Origin of the sequence: Streptomyces sp. NPDC006624 (assembly GCF_040611555.1) — a bacterium.
Lineage (GTDB): Bacteria > Actinomycetota > Actinomycetes > Streptomycetales > Streptomycetaceae > Streptomyces.
This window is the reverse complement of record NZ_JBEXOM010000002.1, coordinates 332,981-359,198: the sequence shown is the minus strand read 5'-3', so window position 1 is coordinate 359,198 and position 26,218 is coordinate 332,981. Positions and strand designations below refer to the sequence as shown.

The following is a 26,218-nucleotide window of genomic DNA, read 5'->3' as shown; positions in this document are numbered from 1 at the left end:
CGCGAGCCCCGCACCGTCGTACGGTGCGGGGCTCGCGCCATGTACGGTCGGACGCGGACGGCTCCGGGAAGGAGTGGTGCGGGAAGACGGGGGAAGAGGACGGATCATGTCGCGAGTGCCAGGGTGGCTCGGCCGGCTCGGCGCCGGGCTGACCGAGATGAGCGAGCGGTACAACGAGCGCCGCGCCGAAGCCGAACGGGAGCGGGACGAGGCCGAGTCCCGTACCCGGTCCCACGAGCACGTGCCGTCGCCCCCGGACTACGCGCCCGACGTCCCCGCCCGGCCGGACCCCGCGCTCGCCGTCCCGTGGGGCGTGCGGGTGGCGGCCGAGGCCGGCTGGCGGCTGCTCGTCCTCGCGGGCACCGTGTGGGTGCTGATGCGGGTCATCAGCGCCGTCCAGCTCGTCGTGCTGGCGTTCGTCATCTCGCTGCTCATCACCGCGCTGCTGCAGCCGACCGTGGCCCGGCTGCGGCGCCACGGGGTGCCGCGCGGACCGGCCACCGCGCTGACCGCGGTCCTCGGGTTCGTCGTCATGGGCCTCATCGGCTGGTTCGTGACCTGGCAGGTCATGGAGAACATCGACGACCTCTCCAGCCAGATCCAGGACGGCATCGACGAGTTGCGCAACTGGCTGCTGAACAGCCCGTTCCACGTGACCGACAAGCAGATCAACGAGATCGCCGCGAACCTGCGCGAGGCGGTCGGCGCGAACACCGAGCAGATCACCTCGGCGGGCCTGGAGGGCGTGACGGTCGTCGTCGAGGCGCTGACCGGGATCCTGCTCGCCGTCTTCTGCACCCTGTTCCTGCTCTACGACGGCAAGCGGATCTGGGAGTGGACGCTGCGGCTGGTGCCGGCGGCGGCGCGGCCCGGGATGGCCGGGGCCGGACCGGCGGCGTGGCGGACGCTGACCTCCTATGTGCGGGGCACCGTGCTCGTGGCGATGATCGACGCGATCTTCATCGGCCTCGGCATCTACTTCCTCGACGTGCCGATGGCCGTGCCGCTGGCGGTGTTCATCTTCCTGTTCGCCTTCATCCCGCTGGTGGGTGCGGTGGTGTCCGGTGCGCTGGCGGTCGTCGTCGCGCTCGTCACCCAGGGGGTGTTCACGGCCGTCATGACGCTGGTGGTGGTGCTCGCGGTGCAGCAGATCGAGGGGCACATCCTGCAGCCGTTCATCCTGGGGCGCGCCGTGCGGGTGCATCCGCTGGCGGTGGTGCTGTCCGTCGCCGCCGGGGGCATGGTGGCCGGGATCGGGGGCGCGGTCGTCGCCGTGCCGCTGGTGGCCGTGGCGAACACGATGGCCGCGTATCTGCGGTCGTACTCGCGGGAGTCGGCGCTGCGGCACGCGGTCCCGCCGCGCGGGGCCACGGCGGTGAGCGCGGAGCCGCCCGCGGACACGCCCCCGCCGTCGTAGGAGACGACGGGGCCCCGTCCACCGAGTCGGTGGACGGGGCCCCGCAGTGTGGCGCGCGGCGCCGGGAGTCACTCCGAGAGGACCGCCTCGGCGTCCAGCGTCACGCCGACCGCCTGGATCACGGACGCGATCTTGAACGCCTCCTGGACGACCTCGCGGTCGAGGCCGGCCTTGCGCAGGACCTGCTCGTGGGAGTCGAGGCACATGCCGCAGCCGTTGATGGCGGACACGGCGAAGGACCACAGCTCGAAGTCGACCTTGTCCACGCCCGGGTTGCCGATGACGTTCATCCGCAGACCGGCGCGCAGGTTGCCGTACTCGTGGTCCGACAGCAGGTGCCGGGTGCGGTAGAAGACGTTGTTCATCGCCATCACCGCGGCGGCGGCCTTGGCGGCCGTGTACGCCTCCGGCGACAGGTTCGCCTTCGCCTCCGGCTCCAGCTCGCGCAGCACGATCGGGGAGCGCGAGGCGATGGCGGTCGCCAGCACCGTGCCCCACAGCTGCTGGGCGGGCAGGTCGGAGTTGCCGATGACCGAGCCCAGGTTGAGCTTCAGGTCCTTGGCGTAGTCCGGTATGGCGGACTTGAGCGCGTCGAGGGACATGTCAGATCACTCTCCCGCGAGCAGCGCGACCGGGTCCAGGGTCTCGTCGCCCTTGGACCAGTTGCAGGGGCACAGCTCGTCCGTCTGGAGCGCGTCCAGGACCCGCAGGACCTCCTTGGGGTTCCGGCCGACCGAACCCGCGGTCACCATCGAGAACTGGATCTCGTTGTTCTGGTCGACGATGAACACCGCGCGCTTGGCGAAGCCGTCCTCGCCCTCGATGCCGAGGTCGCGCATCAGCTCGTGCTTGGAGTCGGCCATCATCGGGAAGGGCAGGTCACGCAGGTCGTCGTGGTCCTTGCGCCAGGCGTGGTGGACGAACTCGGAGTCGCCGGAGAAGCCGAGGACCTGGGCGTCGCGGTCGGCGAACTCGTCGTTCAGCTTGCCGAAGGCGGCGATCTCGGTCGGGCACACGAAGGTGAAGTCCTTGGGCCACGCGAAGATGACCTTCCACTGACCCTCGTAGGTCTTGTGGTTGATCTGCTGGAACTCCTTGCCCTTCTCCAGCGAGACGCAGGCGGTCAGATCGAACTCGGGGAACTTGTCACCGACAGTGAGCACACGCTCTCCTTGCAGCGAAGAAACACCCGGAATGCGGGTGTTTCCCATGGGTTGGACGGTGTTGATGTTGGCACAGCTTCGATTGATTACGGAAATAGCTACACTCGGTCGAGTTGATCGGAGGTAGTTATCAGTGACGGTGGGTAATAAGCGCAGGCAGCCCAGCCTCGCCCAGTTGCGGGCCTTCGCCGCGGTCGCCGAGCACCTTCATTTCCGGGACGCCGCCGGGGCGATCGGCATGAGCCAGCCCGCGCTGTCGGGCGCGGTCTCGGCGCTGGAGGACGTACTCGGAGTGACGCTCCTCGAGCGTACGACGCGCAAGGTGCTGCTCTCGCCCGAGGGGGAGCGGATCGCCGTACGGGCCAAGGCGGTGCTGGCCGAGGTCGGCGCGCTCATGGAGGAGGCCGAGGCGGTCCGGGCCCCGTTCACCGGGGTGCTGCGGCTCGGGGTGATCCCGACGGTGGCGCCCTATCTGCTGCCCACGGTCCTGCGGCTCGTCCACGAGCGGTATCCGGACCTCGACCTGCAGGTGCACGAGGAGCAGACCGCCAACCTGCTGGACGGCCTCGCCGCCGGGCGCCTCGACCTGCTGCTGCTCGCCGTACCGCTCGGGGTGCCGGGCGTGGCGGAACTGCCGCTGTTCGACGAGGACTTCGTGCTCGTCACGCCCCTCGGCCACGAGCTGGGCGGCCGCGAGGGCATCCCGCGTCAGGCGCTGCGCGAGCTGAACCTGCTGCTGCTGGACGAGGGGCACTGCCTGCGCGACCAGGCCCTGGAGATCTGCCGGGAGGCCGGCCGCGACGACGTGCCCGTGACCACGACCGCCGCCGGGCTGTCCACGCTGGTGCAGCTCGTCGCGGGCGGACTCGGGGCCACCCTGCTGCCGCGCACCGCCCTCAAGGTCGAGATCTCGCGCAGCAACCAGCTGCTCACCGGCTACTTCGCCGACCCGGCCCCCACCCGGCGGATCGCCCTGGCGATGCGGGCGGGGGCCGCGCGCGGCGCGGAGTACGAGGAGCTCGCGGCCGCCCTGCGCCAGGCGCTGCGGCCACTGCCCGTACGGGTCCTGGAGCGGGACGCCTGACGACCCGTACGGGCGGTGCGGTCCGGGACTACTCGGTGCGCAGTCCGTCCGGCCGCGCCAGCTTCAGCAGCGGCGGCAGGCTCAGCAGCGTCACCACCAGGACGACGCCCGCGCCGACGCCGGTCATGGACAGCACGCTCGGCCAGTCCACCCGGACCGTCGCGTCGGTCATCCGCAGCAGGACCGCGCCCAGGGCCATGCCCACCGTCGCCGCGAGCAGCAGGCCGAGACCGACCGGGATCGCCGTCTGCCACAGCACCGACAGGCCGAGGGTGCGGCGCCGGGTGCCGAAGGCGACCAGCGACGACAGCAGCTTGCGGCGCTCGCGCAACTGCTCCAGCTGCGAGACCAGCAGGCTCGCCCCGATCAGCGCCAGCACACAGGCGGCGCCGACGGACAGACCCGTGCGGATGGCGGCGAAGCGCTCGTTGCTCTCCTCCCGCTGCCAGGTCATCGGCTGGACCGCCGGGTCCAGCCGCGCGGCCGTGTTGCGCACGTGGTCGTAGGCGTCCTCGACCGACGGGTCCAGGCTGATGAAGAGCCGCGCGGAGGCCGCCGCGCCGAGCCGTTCGGGCAGCGCGCCGGGGGTGATCAGGATGCCGCCGCGCTCGTACCCGGTGGGATCCTCGCGGGGCCGGGCCTGCCGGATGTCCCGCGGCACGGTCCAGGAGACCGCGCGGTCGCCGGAGGCGGCGGTCTCGTCCGGGTCGGTCCACAGGGTGGTGCCCGGCTCGGTCAGGTGGTCGTTGTCGCTGTCGTACTGCGCGCCCTTGACCGCGAAGACGTCACCGTCACGGCAGGAGGGCAGCGAGGCCACCTCGCGCAGCGACACGCAGTCGGCCACGGTGATCTGGAGGTAGGAGGCCTCCTCACCGCGCCGGTCGCCGAGGTAGGCACTGGACAGTGCGGTGACCTCGCGCACGCCCTCGGTCTCGCGGTACTGAGCGACGGTCGCCGCGGTGCGGGCACCGTCCGGCACGTCCACGCTCATCTGGGCGCGGGAGACGTCGTACGACGACGCCTTGGTGTAGTTGCCCTCCACCCCGGCGAACAGCATCTGCAGCGCGATCGCCCCGGCCACCGCCACCGCGATGCCGTTGACCATCCGGGCCGCCGTACCGCTGCTCAACTGCAGCCTGCGCACGGCCAGTTGCCAGGAGATCCCGCCCGGGCCGAGCCGCGCCACCACCGTCTCCACCACCCAGGGCAGCAGGGCGGTGATGCCGACGAGCAGGAGCATGACACCGCCGACGACCAGGTACTGGTTGAAGTTCCCGCCGTCGTCGCCCTGCCCGATCATCGGGAAGAGCAGCGCGAGCCCGCCCAGCGGCAGCAGCAGCCGCCACCACAGCCGGCGCCGCGCCGGCTTGGCCGTGCGCACCACGCCGAGCGGCTCGATGACCACCCCGCGCAGGGCGAGGATCGTCACCAGCACGGCGGCCGCCGGCACCGCGAGCGCCACCAGGACGGCCAGTGCGGGGGAGGGGTTCAGATAGCTCGGGAAGACGCTGATGTGGAACACCTCGACGGACGCCGCCAGTTGCCGTCCGAGCAGGAAGAACCCGGTGCCCAGGACGAGCCCCAGCACCGAGCCCGCCAGCGCCTCGCCCGCGGCGATCCGCCGGGTCATCCGGCTGTCGGAGCCGACCAGCCGCAGCGCCGCCAGCCTGCGGTCGCGCCGTTCGCCGCCGAACCGCACGGCCGCGGCGATGAACACGGCGACCGGCATCAGCAGCACCACGAAGACGACCAGGACCAGCAGGAGCAGCACCGGGTCCCAGGGGTCGGACGGCGTCAGGTCGTCGTTGCCGAAGTGGTCGATCCGTGCCCCGCTGGTGTGCCCGAGCCGCTTCGCGAGCCCTTCGCCGCCCGCGAAGTAGGCCAGTTCCTTCGAGCCGACCAGCCCCTGCTCGCCGATGGTGCCCGCGACCCGGTAGTCCAGGCGCTCCCGCAGCAGCCGGCCCTCGTCGGAGGCGAGCAGGTCCCGCAGCGCGGGGGAGACGACCATCTCGCCCGCCGCGGGGAACGCCGCGACCCCCGGGGGCAGCGGAGCGTCCGGGCCCTCCGCCTCCAGCAGCCGGCCGCGCACGGCCCTGTCCCGGAACGTGGTGTCCGCGTCCAGGACGATCAGGGTGTCGTCCGCCTTCGGGATGTCCCGCTGGCTGTAGGTGTGGTCGCTGCGGGCCTCCTCGCGCCGGTCCCGCTCCGCCAGCGCGTTCGGGACGGCGGTGGTGAGCAGCAGCAGCGCCACGCCGAGCCCGACACCGACGGCCGTCAGCAGCGCCCGGGTCCACCCCTCCCGTCCGCCCGCGAAGGCGAACCGGACCCCCAGCCAGAGATCGCGCACCGGCCCCGGGACACGGCCGGGCCCCCGCCCGGCGCTCATACGACGCGCTCCATGTCACGGGACTTGCCGTCCCGTACGACGATCTCGCGGTCGGAGTACGCGGCCACCCGCGCCTCGTGCGTCACGAGCACCACGGCGGCGTTGGCCGACCGGGCGGCGTCCGTGAGCAGCTCCATCACGCGCTCGCCGTTGAGCGAGTCGAGCGCGCCGGTCGGCTCGTCGGCGAAGACCACCCGCGGGTCGGTGACCAGCGCGCGGGCGACGGCGACCCGCTGCCCCTGACCGCCGGACACCTCGCCGGGCCGCTTCCCGCGCAGCTCGTCGACCTCCAGGCGCTCCATCCAGGCCAGCGCGGTCCGCTCGGCGTCCTTGCGGGACGCCCCGCCCAGCCGCAGCGGCAGGGCCACGTTCTCCACGCACGTCAGCTCCGGCACGAGCTGCCCGAACTGGAACACGAACCCGAACTCCGAGCGCCGCAGCGCACTGCGCTCGGCGTCGCTCATGGACGTCACCTCGCGCCCGTCGTACGTGATCGAGCCCGAGTCGGGCATGACGATCCCGGCGAGGCAGTGCAGCAGCGTGGACTTGCCCGACCCGGAGGGCCCCATCACGGCGACGACCTCGCCGGGGTGGATGGAGAACCCGGCGCCGTCGAGCGCGCTGGTCGGCCCGTAGGTCTTGCGCAGGTCCCGGGCGACGAGCAGTGAACCGGCGGGAGGAGTCATCGGGTCACCGCCTCGCGGAGCTTGTCCAGCCGCGCCGCGGTCAGCTCCAGCCACCGCAGGTCCGCCTCCAGGTGGAACAGGGCGTGGTCGCAGATGAGCTGGTCGGCCAGGTCGCCCTTGCGCTTGCGGTCGGTGAGGATCCGCATGCTGCGCAGGTGCTCCGAGCGCTGGGTGTCGAGGATGTCGGCGGCGTCGCGGTGGGTGAGCAGCGCGAGGACGACCTTGGTGTAGAGGGTCGACTGGAGGTACGGCTCCGGCTTCTCGGGCGTGGCGAGCCAGCGCGCGACGTCGGTGATGCCGGCCTCGGTGATGGCGTACCGCTTGCGCTCGGGACCGCCGCCCGCCTCGATGCCGTCGACCTCGACGAGGCCGTGCTTCAGCAGGCGGGACATCGTCGAGTAGACCTGGCCGTAGTGCAGGGGCCGGTCGTGACCGAACTTCGCGTCGAAGGCCCGCTTCAGGTCGTAACCGTGCCGCGGACCGGACTCCAGGAGTCCCAGGAGAGTGTGACCGATGGACATGACCCGGACTGTACACGGGGTGTATACGCGGGATGTATACGCCGAGTGTGCAGTTCATGGCGGGGTGTGCGGGAGCGCAGGTCGGGCGCGATTGTCACAGTTCCGCAACCGCAGGTCCCGCCCCGGCCTTTCGTCTTTCCGGGACGGGACCGCTCAGGTGGAGGGGCGTCCGGGGTCGGCGCCCCCGGGCGGCCGTCCGCGCCGGGGCAGCGGCCCGGTCTCCCGCGGCAGCCGCCCCGCCTCGGCCAGCGCCTTGCGCAGCAGGAACTCGATCTGCGCGTTGGCCGACCGCAGATCGTCCCCGGCCCACCGCGCCAGCGCCTCGTACACCGCCGGATCCAGCCGCAGCAGCACCTGCTTGCGCTGCCGCGGCCGCCGCTCGGGCGAGGAGCCCTCGGAAGGAGCCGTCACTGGTAGAGCGTCCCGGTGTTGAGGACGGGCTGCGGGGCGCGGTCGCCGCACAGCACCACCATCAGGTTGGACACCATCGCCGCCTTGCGCTCCTCGTCCAGCGTCACCAGGTCCTGCTCGGTGATCCGGGCGAGCGCCGACTCGACCATGCCGACCGCGCCCTCCACGATCTGCCGCCGCGCCGCCACGACCGCTCCGGCCTGCTGCCGCTGGAGCATCGCCGAGGCGATCTCGGGGGCGTAGGCGAGGTGCGTGAAGCGGGACTCGATGATCTGCACACCGGCCGCCTCCACCCGCGCGTGCAGTTCGACGGCGAGCTTCTCTGTGATCTCCTCGGCGTTGCCGCGCAGGGAGAGGCCGTCCTCCTCGTGGGCGTCGTAGGGGTACTCGATGGCGATGTGCCGGACGGCCGCCTCGGTCTGGGTGGAGACGAACTCGATGTAGTCGTCCACCTCGAAGGTGGCCTGGGCGGTGTCCTCGACCCGCCACACCACGACCGCGGCGAGCTCGATCGGGTTGCCGTAGGCGTCGTTGACCTTCAGTACGGCCGTCTCGTGGTTGCGCACCCGTGTCGAGATCTTGGTGCGCGAGGTGAACGGGTTCACCCAGCGCAGGCCGTCCTCGCGGATCGTGCCCCGGTAGCGGCCGAAGAGCTGGACGACCCGCGCCTCGCCCGGCGCGACCATGTTGAGCCCGCACATGGCGAGGAACGCGGCGAGCGCCACCAGGATGCCGGCGACGATCAGCGCGGCCTTCGCGCCGGCCGCCCCGACCGCGGTGGCGGCCGCGATCAGGCCCGCGCCGGCCAGCAGCCCGGCCAGGCCCAGCAGCAGGGCGAGCCCGCCGCCGATGCTGTGCGCGGTGAACTCCCGCACGCGTGGCGCCGGCATCTCGGGCACGTCGGCCGTGACCTGCGTGTCGTGTGTGGACATGGGTGATCCCCCCGTTCTCCGGAGAAGCCGCTTCTGCATAGCTTCTGTCTAGCTAAGTGATATCACTTTACCCGGACATGGCAACCTCACACCCCTCTCGTACGTCGGTTCCGGTGGGATGGGTGCTGATTGTCACGTCCGTAAAGGCCCGGATCGGCAGCCCTTCCTCATATCTCCCGGTGTTAGCTTTCTGAGCTGACCTGAGCGGCGAACCTGTGTGACATGTGAGCACACATGAACGAAGCGGAGCGGATCGGACCCATGGGACGAGCGGATGAAAGACGCGCCCGACAGCGCGGTGGGCGCCGGGCGGCACCCAGGCGCCGCCGTCCGTCGGACGCGGCCGGGAAGAGCGCCATACGCCGGCTCTTCGGCTGGAAGAAGATCCTCGGCGCCTTCTTCGGGCTGTGCCTGCTGGGCATGGGCGCCTTCGTCGTGCTGTACATGCTGATCGACATCCCCAAGGGGAACGCCGACGCCGAGCTGCAGAGCAACGTCTACCAGTACAGCGACGGCTCCCTCCTGGGCCGCACCGGCGACCGCAACCGCGAGATCGTGGACCTCGCCGAGGTGCCCGAGCCGGTGCAGAAGACGTTCGTCGCCGCCGAGAACAAGACCTTCTACAAGGACGCCGGCGTCGACCTCAAGGGCACCGCCCGCGGTGTGCTCAACACGGTGACCGGCAAGGGCGCCCAGGGCGGCTCCACGATCACCCAGCAGTACGTCAAGAACTACTACCTGTCCCAGGAACAGACCGTCACGCGCAAGCTGAAGGAACTGGTCATCTCCCTGAAGCTGGACCGGGAGAAGTCCAAGGACTACATCCTCGCCGGCTACATCAACACCAGCTACTACGGCCGCGGCGCCTACGGCATCCAGGCCGCCGCGCAGGCCTACTACGGCGTGGACGCCAAGGACCTCTCGGTCGAGCAGGGCGCCTACCTCGCCGCGCTCCTGCAGGCACCGAACCAGTACGACTGGGCGATCGCCTCCGACACCGGCAAGAAGCTGGTGAAGGCGCGCTGGAACTACGTCCTGGACAACATGGTCGAGGAGGACTGGCTCAGCGCGTCCAAGCGGCAGGGCATGACGTTCCCCGTGCCCGAGAAGCCGAAGGACGACCCGAGCATGGGAGGCCAGACCGGCTACCTGGTGAAGGCCGCCAACGCCGCGCTGGAGAAGCAGCTCGTCGCCCAGGGCACCGCCGAGGACGCCAAGCAGGCCCAGGCGATGGTCGACCAGGGCGGCTGGACCCTCACCCTCAACATCGACAAGAAGAAGCAGAAGGCGCTCGAGAAGTCCGTCGAGAAACAGCTGAACAGCAGGCTGGATCCCGGCGAGCGCAAGGTCGACGCGAACGTCCAGGCCGGTGCCGCCTCCGTCAACCCCAAGACGGGCGCGGTCGTCGCGATGTACGGCGGCCGGGACTACCTCCGGCACTACGTCAACAACGCGACCCGCACGGACTACCAGCCCGCCTCCACCTTCAAGCCGGTGATCCTGGCCGCCGCCCTGGAGGGCGACGCCGAGACCCAGGACGGCACCCCGATCCGGGCCAACACCGTCTACGACGGCACCAGCAAGCGCCCGGTCGTGGAGAACGGCACCGAGGTCGGATTCGCCCCGGAGAACGAGGACGACAAGGACTACGGCGACGTCACCGTCCAGACGGCGATGAACAAGTCCGTCAACGCGGTCTTCGCGCAGATGGGCGTCGACGTCGGCATGCCCGAGGTGATGAAGGTCGCCGGCCGCCTCGGCATGGACACCGAGGGCCTGGAGGCGGTGCCCGCCCAGACCCTGGGCACCATGGGCGCCAGCCCGCTGGAGATGGCCGGCGTCTACGCCACCCTCGACAACCACGGCCGGAAGGTCACACCGGCGCTGCTGAAGTCCGTCGAGCACAACACCCGCACGGTCACCCTCCCCAAGGCGATCGGCGACCAGGTCATCAGCCGCGAGGCCGCCGACACGGTCACCTCCGTCCTGACCGGCGTGGTCGACGACGGCACCGCCCAGGCGTCCGTGCGCGACAACCCCGGCCGCGGCGGCCAGCAGGTCGCGGGCAAGACCGGCACCTCCGACGACAACAAGTCGGCCTGGTTCACCGGTTACACGCCCAAGCTGGTCACCTCCGTCGGCCTGTTCGGCGAGGACGCCAAGACCGGCGCCCAGGTCCCGATGTACAAGGCGGGCGGCGAACCCCGCGTCAACGGCGGTGGCTTCCCGGCCCGGATCTGGGCCGCGTACACCTTCGGCGTGATGGGCGAGGTCAGCGCCTTCGACCTGGACACCAAGCAGGGCGCCGCCGTGAAGCCGACGTGGACGCCGACGCCCTCGCAGGAACCCACCCGGGAGCCCACGCAGGAGCCGACGACGGAGGAGCCCTCGTCGTCCCCGCCGCCCACCACCGAGGAGCCGACCACCACCCCGCCGACGAAGCCGTCGACGACCCCGCCCACCACCACGCCGCCCACGGCACCGGAGACGACCCCGCCAGGCGACGGCGGCGATCCGTTCGAGCCGGTCAAACCGGGCGACGACGAGTAGGCGACGCGGAAGGGCGCCCGGTGTCCACCGGGCGCCCTTCCGCGTGCGGTACCGCGGCTCAGCCGCGGTTGAGCTCGAACCAGACGACCTTGCCCGTGCTCAGCCGGGTCGCGCCCCAGCGCCGGGCCAGGCGGTTGACCAGGTACAGTCCGCGCCCGCCCTCGTCGGTCGCCCGGGCCTGGCGCAGCCTCGGCAGCTGCGGGACGTCGTCGCCGACCTCGCAGCGCAGCACGTCGGTGCGCAGCAGCCGCAGCGTGACCGGCCGGGAGGCGTACCGCACCGCGTTGGTGACGACCTCGCTGACCAGCAGCTCCACGGAGTCGCTCAGCTCCTCCAGGCCCCAGCGGGACAGGGCGCGCCGGGCCAGCCGGCGGGCCCGCCCGGGGGCGGCGTCCTCCGGCTCCAGGAACCAGTACGCCACGTCGCTCGGCGCGATGCCGTCGAAGCGGGCGGCGAGCAGCGCGATGTCGTCGTCCCGGTCACCCGGGCCGAGCATGTCGAGCACCTCGTCGCAGAGCGCCTCCAGGGGCGGCGGATGGTCGGGACCGGTGAGCTGCGCGGTCGCGGCGAGCTTCTCCCGCAGCTGCTCGATGCCCGTCCACACGTCCCGCAGGCGCGACTCGACCAGGCCGTCGGTGTACAGCAGCAGCGTCGCCCCGGCGGGCGCGTCCAGCTCCACCGCCTCGAAGTCGACGCCGCCGACGCCGATGGGGGCACCGGCCGGCACGCGCAGCACCTCGGCGCGACCGCCCAGGTGGAGCAGGACGGGCGGCGGATGGCCGGCGTTGGCGATGGTGATGCGGTGCGCCACCGGGTCGTACACCGCGTAGAGGCAGGTCGCCATGCGGTCCACGCCGAGGCGCTGGGCCTGTTCGTCGAGGTGGTGCAGCACCTCCTGCGGCGGCAGGTCGAGCCCGGCGAGCGTCTGGGCCGTGGTGCGCAGCTGGCCCATGATGGCGGCCGAGGTCATGGAGTGGCCCATCACGTCACCGACGACCAGGGCGACCCGGCTGCCGGGCAGCGGGATCGCGTCGTACCAGTCGCCGCCGACGCGGGCGGTCTCGGCGGCCGGCAGGTACCGCGAGGCGAGCCGCACGCCGGTGGGGCGGGGCAGCGTCTCGGGCAGCATGGTGCGCTGCAGTTCGTCCGCGATGTAGGCCTCGCGGCCGTACAGCACGGCCTTGTCGATGCCCAGGGCGCTGTGCGTGGCGAGCTGGGCGGCCACCAGCAGGTCGTCCGGCTCGAAGGCGATCCGCTCGGGGCCGCGCAGGAACAGGGCGGCCCCGATGACCCGGCGCCGGCCCCGCAGCGGGGCGAGGATCGCGCGCTGGCCGTCCGGGACGGCGAACGCGCCCTCCTCGCCCAGCAGTTCCGGCAGGGCGGCGCGGGCCGCGGGCGCGTCGGTGAAGACCGGCCGTACGCCCCGCAGGACCTCCGCGAGGGCGCTGCCGGGCCGGACCTCGCACAGCTCGGCGCCGACCGCGTCCAGCTCGTTCGGCTCGGGCTGCACGGCCGGCAGGAAGCCGTTCTCGGTGTCGCGCTCCGCCGGTATCCGGTCGGTGCGGCGCAGCCGGAGCAGCAGCGGGCCGGTGGGGCGCTCGTCGCCGACCGGCAGCGGGTCGCGCAGATAGACCAGGATCGCGTCGGAGAAGGTGGGCACGGTGGCCCGGCACAGCCCCATCACGATCTCGTCGAGATCGATGCCGCGGGCGATCCGCCGGGTGGCGGCCCCGACGAACCGGAGCCGGTCGCCGTCCCGCCGCATGGGCGTGGGCCGGCCGGGCGGCAGGCTCTGCCCGCTGCGCCGCTCCTGCCCCTCACCGGCCGCGCCCTGCCGGCCCTGTTCGTCGGCCGGCTGCAGCGGGATGCTCTCGGGGGCGGGGCGCGGCCGCGGGGTGTCGCGCTCGGCGGTCTGCTCGGCACCCGGCTGGGAGTGCTCGGAGGCGGGATCGCTCACGGTGTCCTTGCCCTTGGCGAACGGCGTGGAGGTGCCCGGCTCCGACGTGCCCGGCGGAGTGTGGGCCGTCGTGACGGGAACGCTGACGTCGCCGCCGGGGCGGCCCTGCACGGGTAAGGCCCCGGCACCCGGCGCACGAGCCGGTGTCGGGGTGTGCAGGAGCGCCCCGCGGGGGTCCGCGGGGTCGACGCCCGGCTGCGGGCGCTCGAAGGAGGTCGGCTGCTCCGTCACGCGTGTCGAATCCATCCGTCCGGGGCTGCACACCCACGGTGCAGCTGGTCCCGCCGAAACTCCGATACCCGGAATACGTGCCCCAGGAACGGAATTCCGGCGTGGTCAGAGGTTGCTCCTGTGCCACCGGCGGGCCGTCCGCGGTCCACCGGGCCTGTGGCGCAGGCCCTTGCGGTGTTGCCCTCGTACCCCTCGCTCACGTCCTGCCGCCCCTCGGTGACGATCGGTCAAGCTCAGCGCGTGCTCCGGTAGTTGCCGCCGCGCGCCCTTGCGGAGGACGATCCTACGTTTCTTGCCCGGGGGCGCATCAAGGGTCTCATGAGGACACCTGCGCGGGCGTACGATCCCAGTCCTCCGGGAGTGACGGTACAGCCCAGGACGGATCCGGGCGCCAGTGCTGCCAGCCTTCCGAGAACGGCGGCCCCCAGGCGCGGATCACCTCCAGCGCCGCCTGGCCCGCGGCCCGTACCCTTTCGGCCTGCCGGTCGTCCATCAGCCCGTCCCGGCGGGCCTGGGCGAACTCGTCCTCGTCGCGCCAGTGCCAACTGCCGTCCGGATGGACCGAGATGTCCAGGAAGTGGTCGACCGAGTCGACACCGCCCTCCCAACGGGCCAGCGGGTCCTCCAGGTTCACGTACCAGTTCTTGAACCGCCAGCCCGGCTCCCAGAACAGCCACACCGACCAGGGCTCCCCGGGCCGCGCCAGCTTCAGCACGCCCGTGCCGAACCACCGGTCGCGCTGCACGGTCCGCGGCTTGGTGTAGCGCGTCCCGAGCGGCTCTTGGTGCACGGGGGTGCCGTCGGCGAGCACCGGCTTCACGCACTCGGTGCCGGGCGCCAGCCACACGGCGAGCAGCTCCGCGTCGTCCCGTACGACGGTGACGGGACGCGCGATGTGGACGTGCGCGCCGCCGTTGTCCCGGTACCGCCACAGGATCGTGCTCCCGGGCGCCCAGAAGCGCGCCGCACCACCCGTCTCCACGCGTCTCACCGCTCCACCCTCTGCCATGGACAGATATTAGGTGCCACAGGCATACGACGCTGCGGCGCGTGGCCTGGTTCACGCGCCGGGCGTACGGCTTGCCCGGATCGTCACGGGTGCGTCATCCGCAGGACGTCCAGCGCCTCGTCGAGCTGCTCCAGGGTCAGGTCCCCGCGCTCCACGTAGCCGCCGTCCAGCACGACCTGACGGATCGTCCTGCGCTCGGCTAGCGCCTTCTTGGCGACCTTCGCGGCCTCCTCGTAGCCGATGTACTTGTTGAGCGGCGTGACCACCGAGGGGGAGGACTCGGCGTGCTCGCGGGCCCGTTCGCGGTCGGCGGTGATGCCGTCGACGGTCCGGTCGGCCAGCAGCCGCGAGACGTTGGCGAGCAGCCGGACCGACTCCAGGACGTTCTTCGCGATGACCGGCAGCATCACGTTGAGCTCGAAGTTCCCGGCGGCGCCGGCGGTCGCGACGGTGGCGTCGTTGCCGACGACCTGCGCGCACACCATGAGCACGGCCTCCGGGACGACCGGGTTCACCTTGCCCGGCATGATCGAGGAGCCCGGCTGGAGGTCGGGCAGGGCGATCTCGGCGAGACCGGTGCGCGGCCCGGACGCCATCCAGCGCAGGTCGTTGGCGATCTTCGTCAGTCCGACCGCGATGGTGCGCAGCTGCCCGCTCGTCTCGACGACGCCGTCCCGGGCGCCCTGTGCCTCGAAGTGGTCGCGCGCCTCGGTCAGGGGCAGCCCGGTGGTGCGGGCGACCTCCTCGATCACGGCGGCGGAGAAGCCGGGCGGGGTGTTGATGCCGGTGCCGACGGCCGTGCCGCCGAGGGGCAGTTCGGCGAGCCGGGGCAGGGAGGCCCGGAGCCGCTCCACGCCGTACCGCATCTGGGCGGCGTACCCGCCGAACTCCTGGCCCAGGGTGACGGGCGTGGCGTCCATCAGGTGGGTCCGCCCCGACTTCACCACGTCGGCGAACTCCTCCGCCTTGCGCTCCAGGGCGGCGGCGAGGTGCTCCAGGGCGGGGATCAGGTCGCGCGTCACGGCGGCGGTGGCGGCGATGTGCAGGGAGGACGGGAAGACGTCGTTGGACGACTGGGAGGCGTTGACGTGGTCGTTCGGGTGCACGGGGCGCCCGAGCCGCTCGCCGGCCAGGGTGGCGATGACCTCGTTGGCGTTCATGTTGGACGAGGTGCCGGACCCGGTCTGGAACACGTCGACCGGGAAGTGCTCGTCCCACCGGCCCTCGGCGACCTCCCCGGCCGCCTCCCGGATCGCCTCGGCGATCTCCTTGTCCAGCACCCCCAGCTCGGCGTTGACCTTGGCCGCCGCGCCCTTGATCCGGGCCAGCGCCTCGATGTGGGCGCGCTCGATGCGCTGCCCGGACACGGGGAAGTTCTCCACCGCGCGCTGGGTCTGGGCCCGCCACTTGGCGTGCGCGGGCACCCGCACCTCGCCCATGGAGTCGTGCTCGGTGCGGTACTCGGTCCTGTCCTGCTCGCCGGTCATCGACGATCACCTCCACGTGTCACAGCGTCCGGGCCCGGACCACTGTTCCCCGTGGAGGTGAATCGTCACCGCCCCGGTCAGGCGAGTCCGGGACCCCGTACCGGAATGGACGTGAACGTCGGGGCGGGGGCCGGGTCCTGGAAGAAGTCGTTGCCCTTGTCGTCGACGACGATGAACGCCGGGAAGTCCTCGACCTCGATCTTCCAGACGGCCTCCATGCCGAGCTCCTCGTACTCGACGACCTCGACCTTCTTGATGCAGTCCTGGGCGAGGCGCGCGGCCGGGCCGCCGATGGAGCCGAGGTAGAAGCCGCCGTGCGACGCGCACGCGTCCGTGACCTGCCTGCTGCGGTTGCCCTTGGCCAGCATCACCTTGGAGCCGCCCGCCGCCTGGAACTGCTCCACGTAGGAGTCCATCCGGCCGGCCGTGGTCGGGCCGAAGGAGCCCGACGCGTACCCCTCGGGGGTCTTCGCCGGACCCGCGTAGTACACCGGGTGGTCCTTGAGGTACTGCGGCATCTCCTCGCCCGCGTCCAGCCGCTCCTTGATCTTGGCGTGCGCGATGTCGCGGGCCACGACCAGCGGGCCGGTCAGCGACAGCCGGGTCTTCACCGGGTACTTGGTGAGCTCGGCGAGGATCGTGTCCATCGGCTGGTTCAGGTCGATCTTCACGACGTCCGAGGACTCGTCGAGGTGCTCGTCCGTGGTCTCCGGCAGGAACCGCGCCGGGTCCGTCTCCAGCTGCTCCAGGAAGACGCCCTCGGCGGTGATCTTCGCGACGGCCTGGCGGTCGGCGGAGCAGGACACCGCGATGGCGACCGGGCAGGACGCGCCGTGCCGCGGCAGGCGCACCACGCGCACGTCGTGGCAGAAGTACTTGCCGCCGAACTGGGCGCCGATGCCGATCCTCTGCGTCAGCTCGAAGACCTTCTGCTCCAGCTCCTTGTCCCGGAAGCCGTGCCCGAGCTCGGAGCCCTCGGCGGGCATCTCGTCCAGGTAGTGCGCGGAGGCGTACTTGGCCGTCTTCAGCGCGTACTCGGCGGACGTGCCGCCGACGACGATCGCCAGGTGGTACGGCGGGCAGGCGGCCGTGCCCAGCGAACGGATCTTCTCCTCCAGGAACCTCATCATGGAGGACTCGTTCAGGACGGCCTTCGTCTCCTGGTACAGGAACGACTTGTTGGCCGAGCCGCCGCCCTTGGCCATGAACAGGAACTTGTAGGCGCCGCCGTCGGCCGCGTACAGCTCGATCTGGGCGGGGAGGTTGGAGCCGGTGTTCTTCTCCTCCCACATGGTGAGGGGAGCCATCTGCGAATAGCGCAGGTTCAGGTTCTGGTAGGCGTCGTAGATGCCCCGGGACAGGGCCTCCTCGTCGCGGCCCTCGGTCAGCACGTTCTGCCCGCGCTTGCCCATGACGATCGCCGTGCCGGTGTCCTGGCACATGGGGAGCACGCCGGCGGCCGCGATGTTCGCGTTCTTCAGCAGGTCCAGCGCCACGAACTTGTCGTTGGCCGACGCCTCGGGGTCGTCGATGATCCGGCGCAGCTGCGCGAGGTGGGCCGGGCGCAGGTAGTGCTGGATGTCGTGGACGGCCTCCTCGGCGAGCTTGCGCAGCGCCTCCGGCTCCACCTTCAGGAAGGTCCGCCCGTCCGGCCCCTCGACCGTGGAGACACCCTCGGAGGTCACCAGCCGGTACGGCGTGGTGTCCTCTCCCTGGGGGAGCAGATCGGTGTACGCGAACTCAGGCATCCCGGCCATTCCTCACTCGGCAGACGACGGCCCGCCTCCTTTGGCGGGCGCCAACCAGCGTAGAACCTGCCGCTGACGGCGAGCTTGTGAGGTAAGGCTCAGTTCGTCACACTCGGGCGCACCCAAGGGGTGTCGCGATCTATCGTGTGTGGGTACGCTGCTGCCGTGGACCTTCAGAAGCAGACCGCGCCCACCGCCGCCGAGCTCCGCGCCTCCGACGCCGAGCGCGACCGGATCGCCGACATCCTGCACGACGCCCACGCCGAGGGCCGTCTCACCGCGGACGAGCACGCCGAGCGCGTCGAGGGAGTGCTGCGCGCCAAGACCGTCGGCGAGCTGGAGGTCTTCATCCGGGACCTGCCCGCGGCCCACCGCCCGAGCCCCGGCCCGGCCCCCGCCCCGGCCCGCCCCACGGCCGGCGCCATCCCGATCGACCCGGACGACAACGTGGTCGCGGTCTTCAGCAGCGCCGTCCGCAAGGGCCGCTGGCGCGCGGGCCGCCGGATCCACGCCTACGCGATCTTCGGCAGCGTCGAGATCGACCTCAGCGAGGCGCTCTACGATCACCAGCAGGTCGTCATCAAGTCGTTCGCGATCTTCGGCAGCGTGGAGATCCGCGTCCCGGAGAACGTGTCGCTGCGCGGCATGGGCGGCGGCGTCCTCGGCTCCTTCGAGGTGGCCACGCTCGACTCGGGCGACCCGGAGGCCCCGATCGTCTACATCGACGGCTGGGCCGTCCTGGGCAGCGTCGAGGCGCGGCCCCGGCGCGGCAAGACCGTCGCCGACATCCTGGACCGGGTGCACCGCAAGGTCGACAGGAGTTTGCGCCGGCACCTGGGTCATTGACAGTCGCGAATCCCCCCGATCGGGCGGTTCGGAACTCAGTGCATAGGCGCACGCACAGCGGGTAGGCCTTGCTGCATCGTCTCTCGCTCGCGAAGCCGTCGTCAGGAGTAGACCGTGCTGCAACCGCCGCATTCGTCCCTGCAGGTAGCTGCCGTTCCGGCCCCGCGGGTGCCAGCGCGAGACAGGGACCAGGACGCCCCGTGGCACACCGAGGCGGTGTGCAGGCGAGACGAGGCCGGCCTCTTCTTCGCCCCGTCCAAGGAACCGACCGCCGCCCGGCTCTCCCGGGAAGAGGCGGCCAAGCGGGTCTGCGCCCGCTGCCCGGTCATGGTCGAGTGCCGCGAGCACGCCCTGCTCCAGCCCGAGCCGTACGGCGTCTGGGGCGGCCTCACCGCGGCCGAGCGCCGAGTGGTCCTGGCCCGGCGCCGCCGCCGCGACATGGAGCTGAAGAAGGCGGCCCGAGCGGCCGACCGCATACCGGCCGCCGGCTAAACCCCACCACCACCCAGGGCGTCCCCACCGCACCGGGGACGCCCTTTCAGGGGCGCGGAAAACGGCGCGACCGACCACGACGGCGCGCCCCTTCAGGGGCGCGGGGAACGGCGCGAGCAACCACGACGCAGCCGCACCAGCCGACGCCCCGCGCCAGGGGACGCCCTTCCGGGGGCGCGGGGAACGGCGCGACGGGCCACGACGGCGCGGCACCCGCCGAACTCCGCACCCGGTCGCGCCTTTCAGGGGCGCGGGGAACGGCGCGAGCAACCACGACGCAGCCGCACCAGCCGACGCCCCGCGCCAGGGGACGCCCTTCCGGGGGCGCGGGGAACGGCGCGACGGGCCACGACGGCGCCGCACCCGCCGAACCCCGCACCCGGTCGCGCCCTTCAGGGGCGCGGGGGACAGCGCGAGCGACTACGACGGCGCCGCACCCGGTCGGGCCCTACAGGGGCGCGGGGAACTGCGCGAGCAACCACCACCGACCCGCACACGCCGGCGCTCCGCAGCCCTCACCGCCCTCACCGCCCAACCGCCCTCAACCGCCCCCTCCCCCCGCGCTACTTCCCCTTGTCGAAGTCGATCGCGCTGTACGCCCGCAGCTTGCTCAACCGGTGCTCGGAGTCGATCCGCCGTACCGTGCCCGACCGCGACCGCATCACGATCGAGTCGGTCGTCGCGGTCTCCGCCCGGTAGCGGACCCCGCGCAGCAGCTCCCCGTCGGTGATGCCCGTCGCCACGAAGAACACGTTCTCCCCGGTGACGAGGTCCTCGGTCGTCAGCACACGGTCGAGGTCGTGCCCCGCGTCGACCGCCCGCTGCCGCTCCTCGTCGTCCTTGGGCCACAGCTTGCCCTGGATCGTGCCGCCCAGGCACTTCACCGCACAGGCCGAGATGATGCCCTCCGGCGTGCCGCCGATGCCGAGCAGCAGATCGACACCCGTGCCCTCGCGCAGCGCCAGGATGGAGCCGGCCACGTCACCGTCGGAGATCAGCTTGATCCGCGCACCGGTGTCCCGGATCTCCTTGATGATGCCCTCGTGCCGCGGCCGGTCCAGGATCACGACCGTCACGTCCTCCGGCGCGGACCGCTTCGCCTTGGCGACCCGCCGGATGTTCACCGCCACGGGCGCGTTGATGTCGACGAAGTCCGCCGCCTCCGGACCGGTGACGAGCTTGTCCATGTAGAACACGGCGGACGGGTCGAACATCGACCCGCGCTCCGCCGCGGCCAGCACGGCGATCGCGTTGGTCATGCCCTTCGCGGTCAGCGTCGTGCCGTCGATCGGGTCGACGGCGATGTCGCACTCGGGCCCGGTGCCGTCGCCCACGCGCTCCCCGTTGAACAGCATCGGGGCCTCGTCCTTCTCGCCCTCGCCGATGACGACGACGCCGTTCATCGAGACGGTGGAGACGAGGGTGCGCATGGCGCGCACCGCGGCACCGTCGGCGCCGTTCTTGTCACCGCGCCCGACCCAGCGGCCCGCGGCCATCGCCGCCGCCTCGGTCACCCGGACCAGTTCCAGGGCGAGGTTGCGGTCGGGAGCCTCGGAGGGCACATCCAGTTCGGACGGCAGTTGATGATGCTCGGTCATCGGAGCGCACCTTTCTGTACGACGACGGCCGGATGAGGGCTTTGTCGCCGACTCTATCGCCGAGGCCGCAAAATGAGCAGGGGCCCCCACGGATGAGCGCCCGACAGACCTGCGACGATAGGGGACGTGGCAGGCACGAACGGCAAGCACAAGACGGCGCGGGACATGATCCTCTCCCTCGGGGTGATCGGCCTCGTGGCGGGCTTCATCTACCTCTTCATCCCGAAGGACGACAGCCCGCCGGAGCTCAAGCGGGTGGACTACCGGGTCGAGCTGCTCACGGCGCGCCGCGCCGCCTCGTACCCCGTCGCCGCGCCCGAGGGCCTGCCCGACGCCTGGAAGGCCACCTCCGTCCGCTTCCGGGGCGACGAGTTCGACGCCTGGCACCTCGGCTTCCGCGATCCCGCGGGGGAGTACGTGGCGGTCGAGCAGTCCACCGAGCGGCGGCCCGCCTTCCTCGACGAGGCGACGCAGGGAGCGCGGGAGACCGACAGGACCGAGCAGATCGACGGCCGGACCTGGACCCGCTGGGAGGGCGGCCGGTACGACGCGCTGGTCCTGGAGGGCACCGAGGGCTCGACGACGGTCGTGACGGGCACCGCCTCGTTCGCGCAGCTGACGAAGATGGCCGAGGCGCTGGAGACGAAGTGACCGCGCACGAGGAAGGCCCCCGGCGATCGCGCCGGGGGCCTTCCTCGTGTCCGTGGCTCGGACGGCGTCCGTGATGCAGACGTGTCCGTGGCTCAGACGGTCGTGACGACCTGGTCGAACTCCAGGCGCGGGGAGCGCGGGTACCAGGCGTCCGGGCCCGGGCGGCCGATGTTGACGACCATCAGCGGGGTGTGGTCGTCGTCCAGGAACTCCTTGCGCACGCCCTCGAAGTCGAAGCCGGTCATCGGGCCGGCGGCGAGACCGGCGGCGCGGACGCCGACGATGAAGTAGGCGGCCTGCAGGGCGGCGTTCATCGCGGCGGCGTTCTCCCGAACCGGGCGCTCGGCGAAGAAGAGGTCCTTGGCCTGCGGGAAGGCCGGGAACAGGTGCGGCAGCTCCTCGTGGAACTCGTTGTCCGCGGAGAGGATCGCGACCAGCGGGGCGCTCGCGGTCTTGGCCCGGTTGCCCTCGGCCATGTGCGCCACCAGGCGCTCGCGGGCCTCGGGGGAGCGGACCAGGGTGATGCGCAGCGGGGTCTGGTTGAAGGCGGTCGGACCGTACTTGACCAGGTCGTAGATCGCGCGCACCTGCTCCTCGGTCACCGGCTCGTCGGTGAAGGCGTTGGCGGTGCGGGCCTCGCGGAACAGCAGGTCCTGGGCGGCGGGGTCGAGGACGAGGGACATGAATGCACTTTCTCGCGTCTGGTCCGGAAGATCGGCTGACGGCACGACTCTACGCATATGAAGTTCAACCTTCAACTAACGTGGGCGTGTCGTGTGCCACCCCGCACGAAAAACCCAGACCTTTCGGCGCCCTTGTCCTACTCGGTGGCCCCCACCTACTCGGCGTCGTCCTGCGCCGCCTCCTCCGCCAGCGCCGCGTCCAGCCGCGCCCGCGCCCCGTCCAGCCAGCGCCGGCACACCCGGGCCAGCTCCTCACCGCGCTCCCAGAGCGCCAGGGACTCCTCCAGCGTCGTCCCGCCCGCCTCCAGACGTCGGACGACCTCGATCAGCTCGTCCCGCGCCTGCTCGTACCCGAGCGCCTCGGTCATCCCCGGCGTCTCGTCCACCTCGCTGGTCATCCACTCACCCTATGTGTCCACTCGTACGGAGAACTCACCCTCGGACACCCGCGCGCGCAGGGCCTCACCGGCCGCCACCTCGCCCGGGTCGCGGACGGCGTGCCCGTCCGCCTTCTGCAGCACGGCGTAGCCGCGCTTCAGGGTCGCGGCGGGGGAGAGGGCCACCACGCGCGCGTGCGTGTGCGCCAGCTCCGAGTCCGCCCGGTCGAGCTGGTGCCGCAGACAGCGCCGGCCGCGGTCCAGCAGGTCCGTCACCTGGCCGGCGCGCTCGTCGATCATCCGGTGCGGATCCTGTATCGACGGCCGTGCCAGCGCGTGCGCCAGCCCGCGCTCCTCCCGGTCCAGCAGCGCCGCCACGCACCGCCGGGCCCGGTCCCGCAGCTGGCGCACCCGCTCGTACTCCTCGCCGACGTCCGGCACGACCTTCTTGGCGGCGTCGGTCGGGGTGGAGGCGCGCAGGTCGGCGACATGGTCCAGCAGCGGGTTGTCCGGCTCGTGCCCGATCGCCGACACCACCGGCGTACGGCACTGGGCGACCGTCCGGATCAGCTGCTCGTCGGAGAACGGCAGCAGATCCTCCACGCTGCCCCCGCCCCGGGCCACGATGATCACGTCCACGTCGTCCAGCGCGTCGAGCTCCTTCACGGCCTGCACGACCTGCGGCACGGCGTGCACGCCCTGCACGGCCACGTTGCGCACCTCGAAGCGCACGGCCGGCCAGCGGTGCCGGGCGTTCTCCAGCACGTCCCGCTCGGCCGCCGAGGCCCGCCCGCAGACCAGCCCGATCAACTGCGGCAGGAACGGCAGCGGCTTCTTGCGCTCCGGCGCGAACAGCCCCTCCCGCGCGAGCGCCTTCTTCAGCTGCTCCAGCCGCGCGAGCAGCTCCCCGACCCCGACGGGCCGTATCTCGGAGGCCCGCAGCGACAGCTGCCCGCGCGGGGCGTACCACTCGGGCTTCGCGAGGACGACGACCCGGGCGCCCTCGCTCACCACGTCCGCGACGTCGTCGAAGACCTGCCGGTAGCAGGTGACGCTGACGGAGATGTCGTACGACGGGTCCCGCAGCGTCAGGAACACCACACCGGCGCCCGGCCGCCGCGACAGCTGGGTGATCTGCCCCTCGACCCACACCGCCCCGAGCCGGTCGATCCACCCCCCGATGAGCCGCGACACCTCGCCGACGGGCAGCGGCGATTCCGCGGACGTGTTCACAGCCATGCCCGCGAGAGTAGTGGGCGCCGCTGACAACACCGGCCGGCCGCCCCGCGCCGGTGCCCCGCCCCGTCGGGGACCGGCTTGATCTCCGGCCCACCGCACGCGGCCTTACGATGGGACGCATGTCTGCTTCGCCTGGCCGCCGTGTCCTGCTCGCCGCCCCCCGGGGCTACTGCGCGGGCGTGGACCGCGCCGTGATCGCCGTCGAGAAAGCGCTGGAGCAGTACGGCGCTCCGGTCTACGTCCGCCACGAGATCGTGCACAACAAGTACGTCGTGCAGACCCTGGAGAAGAAGGGCGCGATCTTCGTCGAGCAGACGGAGGAGGTCCCGCCGGGCAACATCGTGATGTTCTCGGCGCACGGCGTCGCCCCCGTCGTCCACGAGGAGGCCGAGCGCGGCAAGCTCGCCACCATCGACGCCACCTGCCCGCTGGTCACCAAGGTCCACAAGGAAGCCGTCCGCTTCGCGAGCGACGACTACGACATCCTCCTGATCGGCCACGAGGGCCACGAGGAGGTCATCGGCACCTCCGGCGAGGCCCCCGACCACATCCAGCTCGTCGACGGCCCCGGCGACGTGGCGAAGGTCGAGGTCCGCGACCCGTCCAAGGTCGTCTGGCTCTCCCAGACCACGCTGTCCGTCGACGAGACCATGGAGACCGTCGACGCCCTGAAGGAGAAGTTCCCGCAGCTCGTCTCCCCGCCCAGCGACGACATCTGCTACGCCACGCAGAACCGGCAGCTGGCCGTGAAGCAGATGGGCGCCGAGTCCGACCTGGTCATCGTGGTCGGCTCACGCAACTCCTCCAACTCCAAGCGGCTCGTGGAGGTCGCCAAGATCGCGGGCGCCCGCGACGCCCACCTCGTGGACTTCGCCGACGAGATCGACGAGGCCTGGCTGGAGGGCGTCTCCACCGTCGGCGTCACCTCGGGCGCCTCCGTCCCGGAGGTCCTCGTCGAGCAGGTCCTGGAGTGGCTCGCGCAGCGCGGCTTCGAGGACGTCGAGATCGTCAAGGCGGCCGAGGAGTCCATCACGTTCTCCCTGCCCAAGGAGCTCCGCCGCGACCTGCGCGAGGAGGCGGCGGCGCTGGTGGCCGAGCGGCGCGGCGCCGGGTCCGGTGAAGATTCCGGGGAGTGATCGGGGCGGGCCGGACCGCGAGGGCGGTCCGGCCTGTGACGGTCAGTCGTACGACGTAACGTAGGGCCATGCAGATCTTCGGCGTGGACATCGGTGGATCCGGGATCAAGGGTGCCCCGGTGGACCTGGACAAGGGCGACCTGGCGCAGGAGCGCCTCAAGGTCCTCACCCCGCAGCCGGCCACGCCCGACGGGGTGGCCGACGGAGTCAGGCAGGTCGTCGGCCACTTCGGCTGGACGGGCCCGGTGGGGGTCACGTTCCCGGGCGTGGTCACGGACGGATCCACGATCCGCACGGCGGCGAACGTCGACGACGGCTGGATCGACACCGACGCGCGCGCCCTGCTCGGCGAGCGGCTGGGCGGGCTGCCGGTGACGGTGGTCAACGACGCGGACGCGGCGGGCATCGCCGAGATGCACTTCGGCGCGGGCCGCGGCCGGCGGGGCACGGTGATCCTGCTGACGCTGGGCACGGGCATCGGCAGCGCCCTCTTCGTCGACGGCGTCCTGGTCCCCAACACGGAGCTGGGCCACCTGGAGCTCGACGGGCACGACGCGGAGAAGCGGGCCTCCAGCAAGGCCCGCGAGGACCACGACCTGTCGTGGGAGCACTGGGCGACGCACCGGGTGCGCCCGTACCTCGCGCACGTCGAGATGCTGTTCTCGCCGGAGCTGTTCATCATCGGCGGCGGCGTCAGCCGCAAGGCCCACAAGTTCCTGCCCCACATCGAGGGCATCAAGGCGGAGATCGTCCCGGCGCAGCTGCAGAACAACGCGGGGATCGTCGGGGCGGCGATGCGGGCGGCGGGCCACTAGGCACACGCGGCCACCAGGCACACGCGGCCGACCCGGCACGCAGTCGACCCGGCACGCGGTCGACCGGGATCCGCCGGACCGGCGGCCTCGGGTGCGGCGCAGGACCCGGCGCGGGGCACACGACGGCCGGAGCGCTGTGGGGGAACGGGGGCTAGGCCGGCGGCCGGGCGCCCGTCGCCGCCCTGCGCCGCCGCACGAGCCGGACGCGGCGGACGATCACGATGAGCCCGGCGATCAGGGTCCCCCCGTACAGCCAACCGGCCTGGGTGGCCAGCGCCGTCAACAGCCCCATCAGCTTGCCGCCGGTCCCCCCGTCGCCGTCGGCCACGGGCAGCAGCCCCACCGCGAACGCGATCGGCACCACCACCGGCGCGATCATCAGATCGCCCCGGCGCACCCAGACCGCTGTCAGCACGCACACCGGCAGGAACAGCACCCCGTAGGTGGTCAGGGACGACCCGAACAGCGCGGCGCACAGCGCGCCCAGCAGGAACATCACCACGCCGCAGAACAGCCCGCTGCCCAGTCCCGTCAGCCGGGGGTTCGGGATCCGCGCGGCGGCGGCCGCCGGCGGCGCGGGCACGGGCCGGCGCACCGGTGCCGGACGGCGCTGGGCCCCCGGTGGCCGGGCCGGGCGCGGCGGCCCCTCGCCCGCACGCCGTTTCAGCTGCGGCGGCAGGGGCGTCCTCGGCCGGTCCCGTCGCGGTCCGTACTGGGCAGGTCGCGTCCTGTGTTGCTCCACTGCACCAACTTAGGTCGTTCTATATGCCGAATAGCCCGTCAGACACGCCGGGAGCCG

Annotated in this window: 24 protein-coding genes; 8 read left to right on the top strand and 16 right to left on the bottom strand. The window is 72.0% G+C overall.

All coding sequences use genetic code 11. The features are described from left to right. The first annotated feature begins 106 nt into the window (after positions 1–106). Positions 107–1,417 carry an AI-2E family transporter gene (locus ABZY20_RS05265; protein ID WP_356436791.1) on the top strand — a complete coding sequence of 437 codons (1,311 nt, stop codon included), beginning with the start codon at positions 107–109 and terminating at the stop codon, positions 1,415–1,417. 68 nt (positions 1,418–1,485) lie between these two features. Here ABZY20_RS05265 and ABZY20_RS05260 read toward each other — a convergent pair whose 3' ends face one another. Next, complete coding sequence (locus ABZY20_RS05260; protein ID WP_114255038.1) at positions 1,486–2,019, bottom strand: alkyl hydroperoxide reductase; 534 nt, start codon at positions 2,017–2,019, stop codon at positions 1,486–1,488. Positions 2,020–2,025: 6 nt separating this feature from the next. Further along, positions 2,026–2,580: a peroxiredoxin gene (locus ABZY20_RS05255; RefSeq protein ID WP_020276563.1), complete on the bottom strand. Its 555-nt coding sequence runs from the start codon at positions 2,578–2,580 to the stop codon at positions 2,026–2,028. A gap of 133 nt (positions 2,581–2,713) precedes the next feature. Between ABZY20_RS05255 and ABZY20_RS05250 the strand changes: the two genes are divergently transcribed. Then, entirely contained in the window at positions 2,714–3,664 is a 951-nt protein-coding gene (locus tag ABZY20_RS05250; RefSeq protein ID WP_356436787.1) for a LysR substrate-binding domain-containing protein, read from the top strand. 28 nt (positions 3,665–3,692) lie between these two features. On the opposite strand, the gene ABZY20_RS05245 is transcribed toward ABZY20_RS05250, so the two are convergent. From ABZY20_RS05245 to ABZY20_RS05225, 5 genes are all read right to left on the bottom strand, one after another. Then, positions 3,693–6,050 (bottom strand): FtsX-like permease family protein, encoded by a 2,358-nt coding sequence (locus ABZY20_RS05245; RefSeq protein ID WP_356436784.1) that lies wholly within the window; start codon positions 6,048–6,050, stop codon positions 3,693–3,695. After that, positions 6,047–6,736 carry an ABC transporter ATP-binding protein gene (locus ABZY20_RS05240; protein WP_356436781.1) on the bottom strand — a complete coding sequence of 230 codons (690 nt, stop codon included), beginning with the start codon at positions 6,734–6,736 and terminating at the stop codon, positions 6,047–6,049. Before ABZY20_RS05240 ends, ABZY20_RS05245 begins: the two co-directional genes overlap by 4 nt. Continuing rightward, positions 6,733–7,257, bottom strand: coding sequence for a PadR family transcriptional regulator (locus ABZY20_RS05235; protein WP_356436778.1), 525 nt, complete (start codon positions 7,255–7,257; stop codon positions 6,733–6,735). Before ABZY20_RS05235 ends, ABZY20_RS05240 begins: the two co-directional genes overlap by 4 nt. 153 nt (positions 7,258–7,410) lie before the next feature. Continuing rightward, positions 7,411–7,668 carry a hypothetical protein gene (locus ABZY20_RS05230; protein ID WP_356436775.1) on the bottom strand — a complete coding sequence of 86 codons (258 nt, stop codon included), beginning with the start codon at positions 7,666–7,668 and terminating at the stop codon, positions 7,411–7,413. Beyond that, complete coding sequence (locus tag ABZY20_RS05225; RefSeq protein ID WP_356436772.1) at positions 7,665–8,600, bottom strand: SPFH domain-containing protein; 936 nt, start codon at positions 8,598–8,600, stop codon at positions 7,665–7,667. Before ABZY20_RS05225 ends, ABZY20_RS05230 begins: the two co-directional genes overlap by 4 nt. 261 nt (positions 8,601–8,861) lie before the next feature. Here ABZY20_RS05225 and ABZY20_RS05220 point away from each other — a divergent pair, with 261 nt between their 5' ends. Continuing rightward, complete coding sequence (locus ABZY20_RS05220; RefSeq protein WP_356436769.1) at positions 8,862–11,150, top strand: transglycosylase domain-containing protein; 2,289 nt, start codon at positions 8,862–8,864, stop codon at positions 11,148–11,150. A gap of 58 nt (positions 11,151–11,208) precedes the next feature. On the opposite strand, the gene ABZY20_RS05215 is transcribed toward ABZY20_RS05220, so the two are convergent. The 4 genes from ABZY20_RS05215 to ABZY20_RS05200 form a co-directional block, all read right to left on the bottom strand. Next, on the bottom strand, positions 11,209–13,353 hold the full coding sequence (locus ABZY20_RS05215) for a SpoIIE family protein phosphatase (RefSeq protein WP_356436766.1): 2,145 nt from the start codon (positions 13,351–13,353) through the stop codon (positions 11,209–11,211). Positions 13,354–13,654: 301 nt separating this feature from the next. Next, a complete protein-coding gene (locus ABZY20_RS05210) occupies positions 13,655–14,347 on the bottom strand; it encodes a DUF402 domain-containing protein (protein WP_356436763.1) in 693 nt (230 codons plus the stop codon). A gap of 83 nt (positions 14,348–14,430) precedes the next feature. Then, positions 14,431–15,834: a class II fumarate hydratase gene (locus tag ABZY20_RS05205; protein ID WP_356436760.1), complete on the bottom strand. Its 1,404-nt coding sequence runs from the start codon at positions 15,832–15,834 to the stop codon at positions 14,431–14,433. A 77-nt stretch (positions 15,835–15,911) separates the two neighbouring features. Further along, positions 15,912–17,582 carry a fumarate hydratase gene (locus ABZY20_RS05200; RefSeq protein WP_356436757.1) on the bottom strand — a complete coding sequence of 557 codons (1,671 nt, stop codon included), beginning with the start codon at positions 17,580–17,582 and terminating at the stop codon, positions 15,912–15,914. Positions 17,583–17,747: 165 nt separating this feature from the next. Between ABZY20_RS05200 and ABZY20_RS05195 the strand changes: the two genes are divergently transcribed. Together ABZY20_RS05195 and ABZY20_RS05190 are read left to right on the top strand one after the other, a co-directional pair. After that, on the top strand, positions 17,748–18,428 hold the full coding sequence (locus ABZY20_RS05195) for a DUF1707 domain-containing protein (protein ID WP_356436754.1): 681 nt from the start codon (positions 17,748–17,750) through the stop codon (positions 18,426–18,428). A gap of 114 nt (positions 18,429–18,542) precedes the next feature. Continuing rightward, a complete protein-coding gene (locus ABZY20_RS05190; RefSeq protein WP_356436751.1) occupies positions 18,543–18,920 on the top strand; it encodes a WhiB family transcriptional regulator in 378 nt (125 codons plus the stop codon). A 563-nt stretch (positions 18,921–19,483) separates the two neighbouring features. On the opposite strand, the gene glpX is transcribed toward ABZY20_RS05190, so the two are convergent. Beyond that, the gene (gene glpX / locus ABZY20_RS05185) at positions 19,484–20,518 is read right to left on the bottom strand and encodes a class II fructose-bisphosphatase (RefSeq protein ID WP_356436748.1); all 1,035 of its coding nucleotides are present in this window, start codon (positions 20,516–20,518) and stop codon (positions 19,484–19,486) included. 126 nt (positions 20,519–20,644) lie between these two features. Here glpX and ABZY20_RS05180 point away from each other — a divergent pair, with 126 nt between their 5' ends. Continuing rightward, a complete protein-coding gene (locus tag ABZY20_RS05180; RefSeq protein ID WP_356436745.1) occupies positions 20,645–21,169 on the top strand; it encodes a DUF4245 domain-containing protein in 525 nt (174 codons plus the stop codon). Between the two features lie 92 nt (positions 21,170–21,261). Here the strand turns inward: ABZY20_RS05180 and ABZY20_RS05175 are convergent, their stop codons facing one another. The 3 genes from ABZY20_RS05175 to xseA form a co-directional block, all read right to left on the bottom strand. Next, positions 21,262–21,852 (bottom strand): malonic semialdehyde reductase, encoded by a 591-nt coding sequence (locus ABZY20_RS05175; RefSeq protein ID WP_356436742.1) that lies wholly within the window; start codon positions 21,850–21,852, stop codon positions 21,262–21,264. A 155-nt stretch (positions 21,853–22,007) separates the two neighbouring features. Beyond that, entirely contained in the window at positions 22,008–22,250 is a 243-nt protein-coding gene (locus ABZY20_RS05170) for an exodeoxyribonuclease VII small subunit (protein WP_356436739.1), read from the bottom strand. A gap of 9 nt (positions 22,251–22,259) precedes the next feature. After that, on the bottom strand, positions 22,260–23,468 hold the full coding sequence (gene xseA, locus ABZY20_RS05165; protein WP_356436736.1) for an exodeoxyribonuclease VII large subunit: 1,209 nt from the start codon (positions 23,466–23,468) through the stop codon (positions 22,260–22,262). Positions 23,469–23,578: 110 nt separating this feature from the next. On the opposite strand from xseA, the gene ABZY20_RS05160 reads away from it, so the two are divergent. Together ABZY20_RS05160 and ppgK are read left to right on the top strand one after the other, a co-directional pair. Next, on the top strand, positions 23,579–24,604 hold the full coding sequence (locus ABZY20_RS05160) for a 4-hydroxy-3-methylbut-2-enyl diphosphate reductase (protein ID WP_356436734.1): 1,026 nt from the start codon (positions 23,579–23,581) through the stop codon (positions 24,602–24,604). A gap of 68 nt (positions 24,605–24,672) precedes the next feature. Next, positions 24,673–25,419 carry a polyphosphate--glucose phosphotransferase gene (ppgK, locus tag ABZY20_RS05155; RefSeq protein ID WP_356436731.1) on the top strand — a complete coding sequence of 249 codons (747 nt, stop codon included), beginning with the start codon at positions 24,673–24,675 and terminating at the stop codon, positions 25,417–25,419. Between the two features lie 151 nt (positions 25,420–25,570). Here the strand turns inward: ppgK and ABZY20_RS05150 are convergent, their stop codons facing one another. Then, on the bottom strand, positions 25,571–26,161 hold the full coding sequence (locus ABZY20_RS05150; RefSeq protein ID WP_356436728.1) for a DUF6542 domain-containing protein: 591 nt from the start codon (positions 26,159–26,161) through the stop codon (positions 25,571–25,573). Between the last annotated feature and the right edge of the window lie 57 nt (positions 26,162–26,218).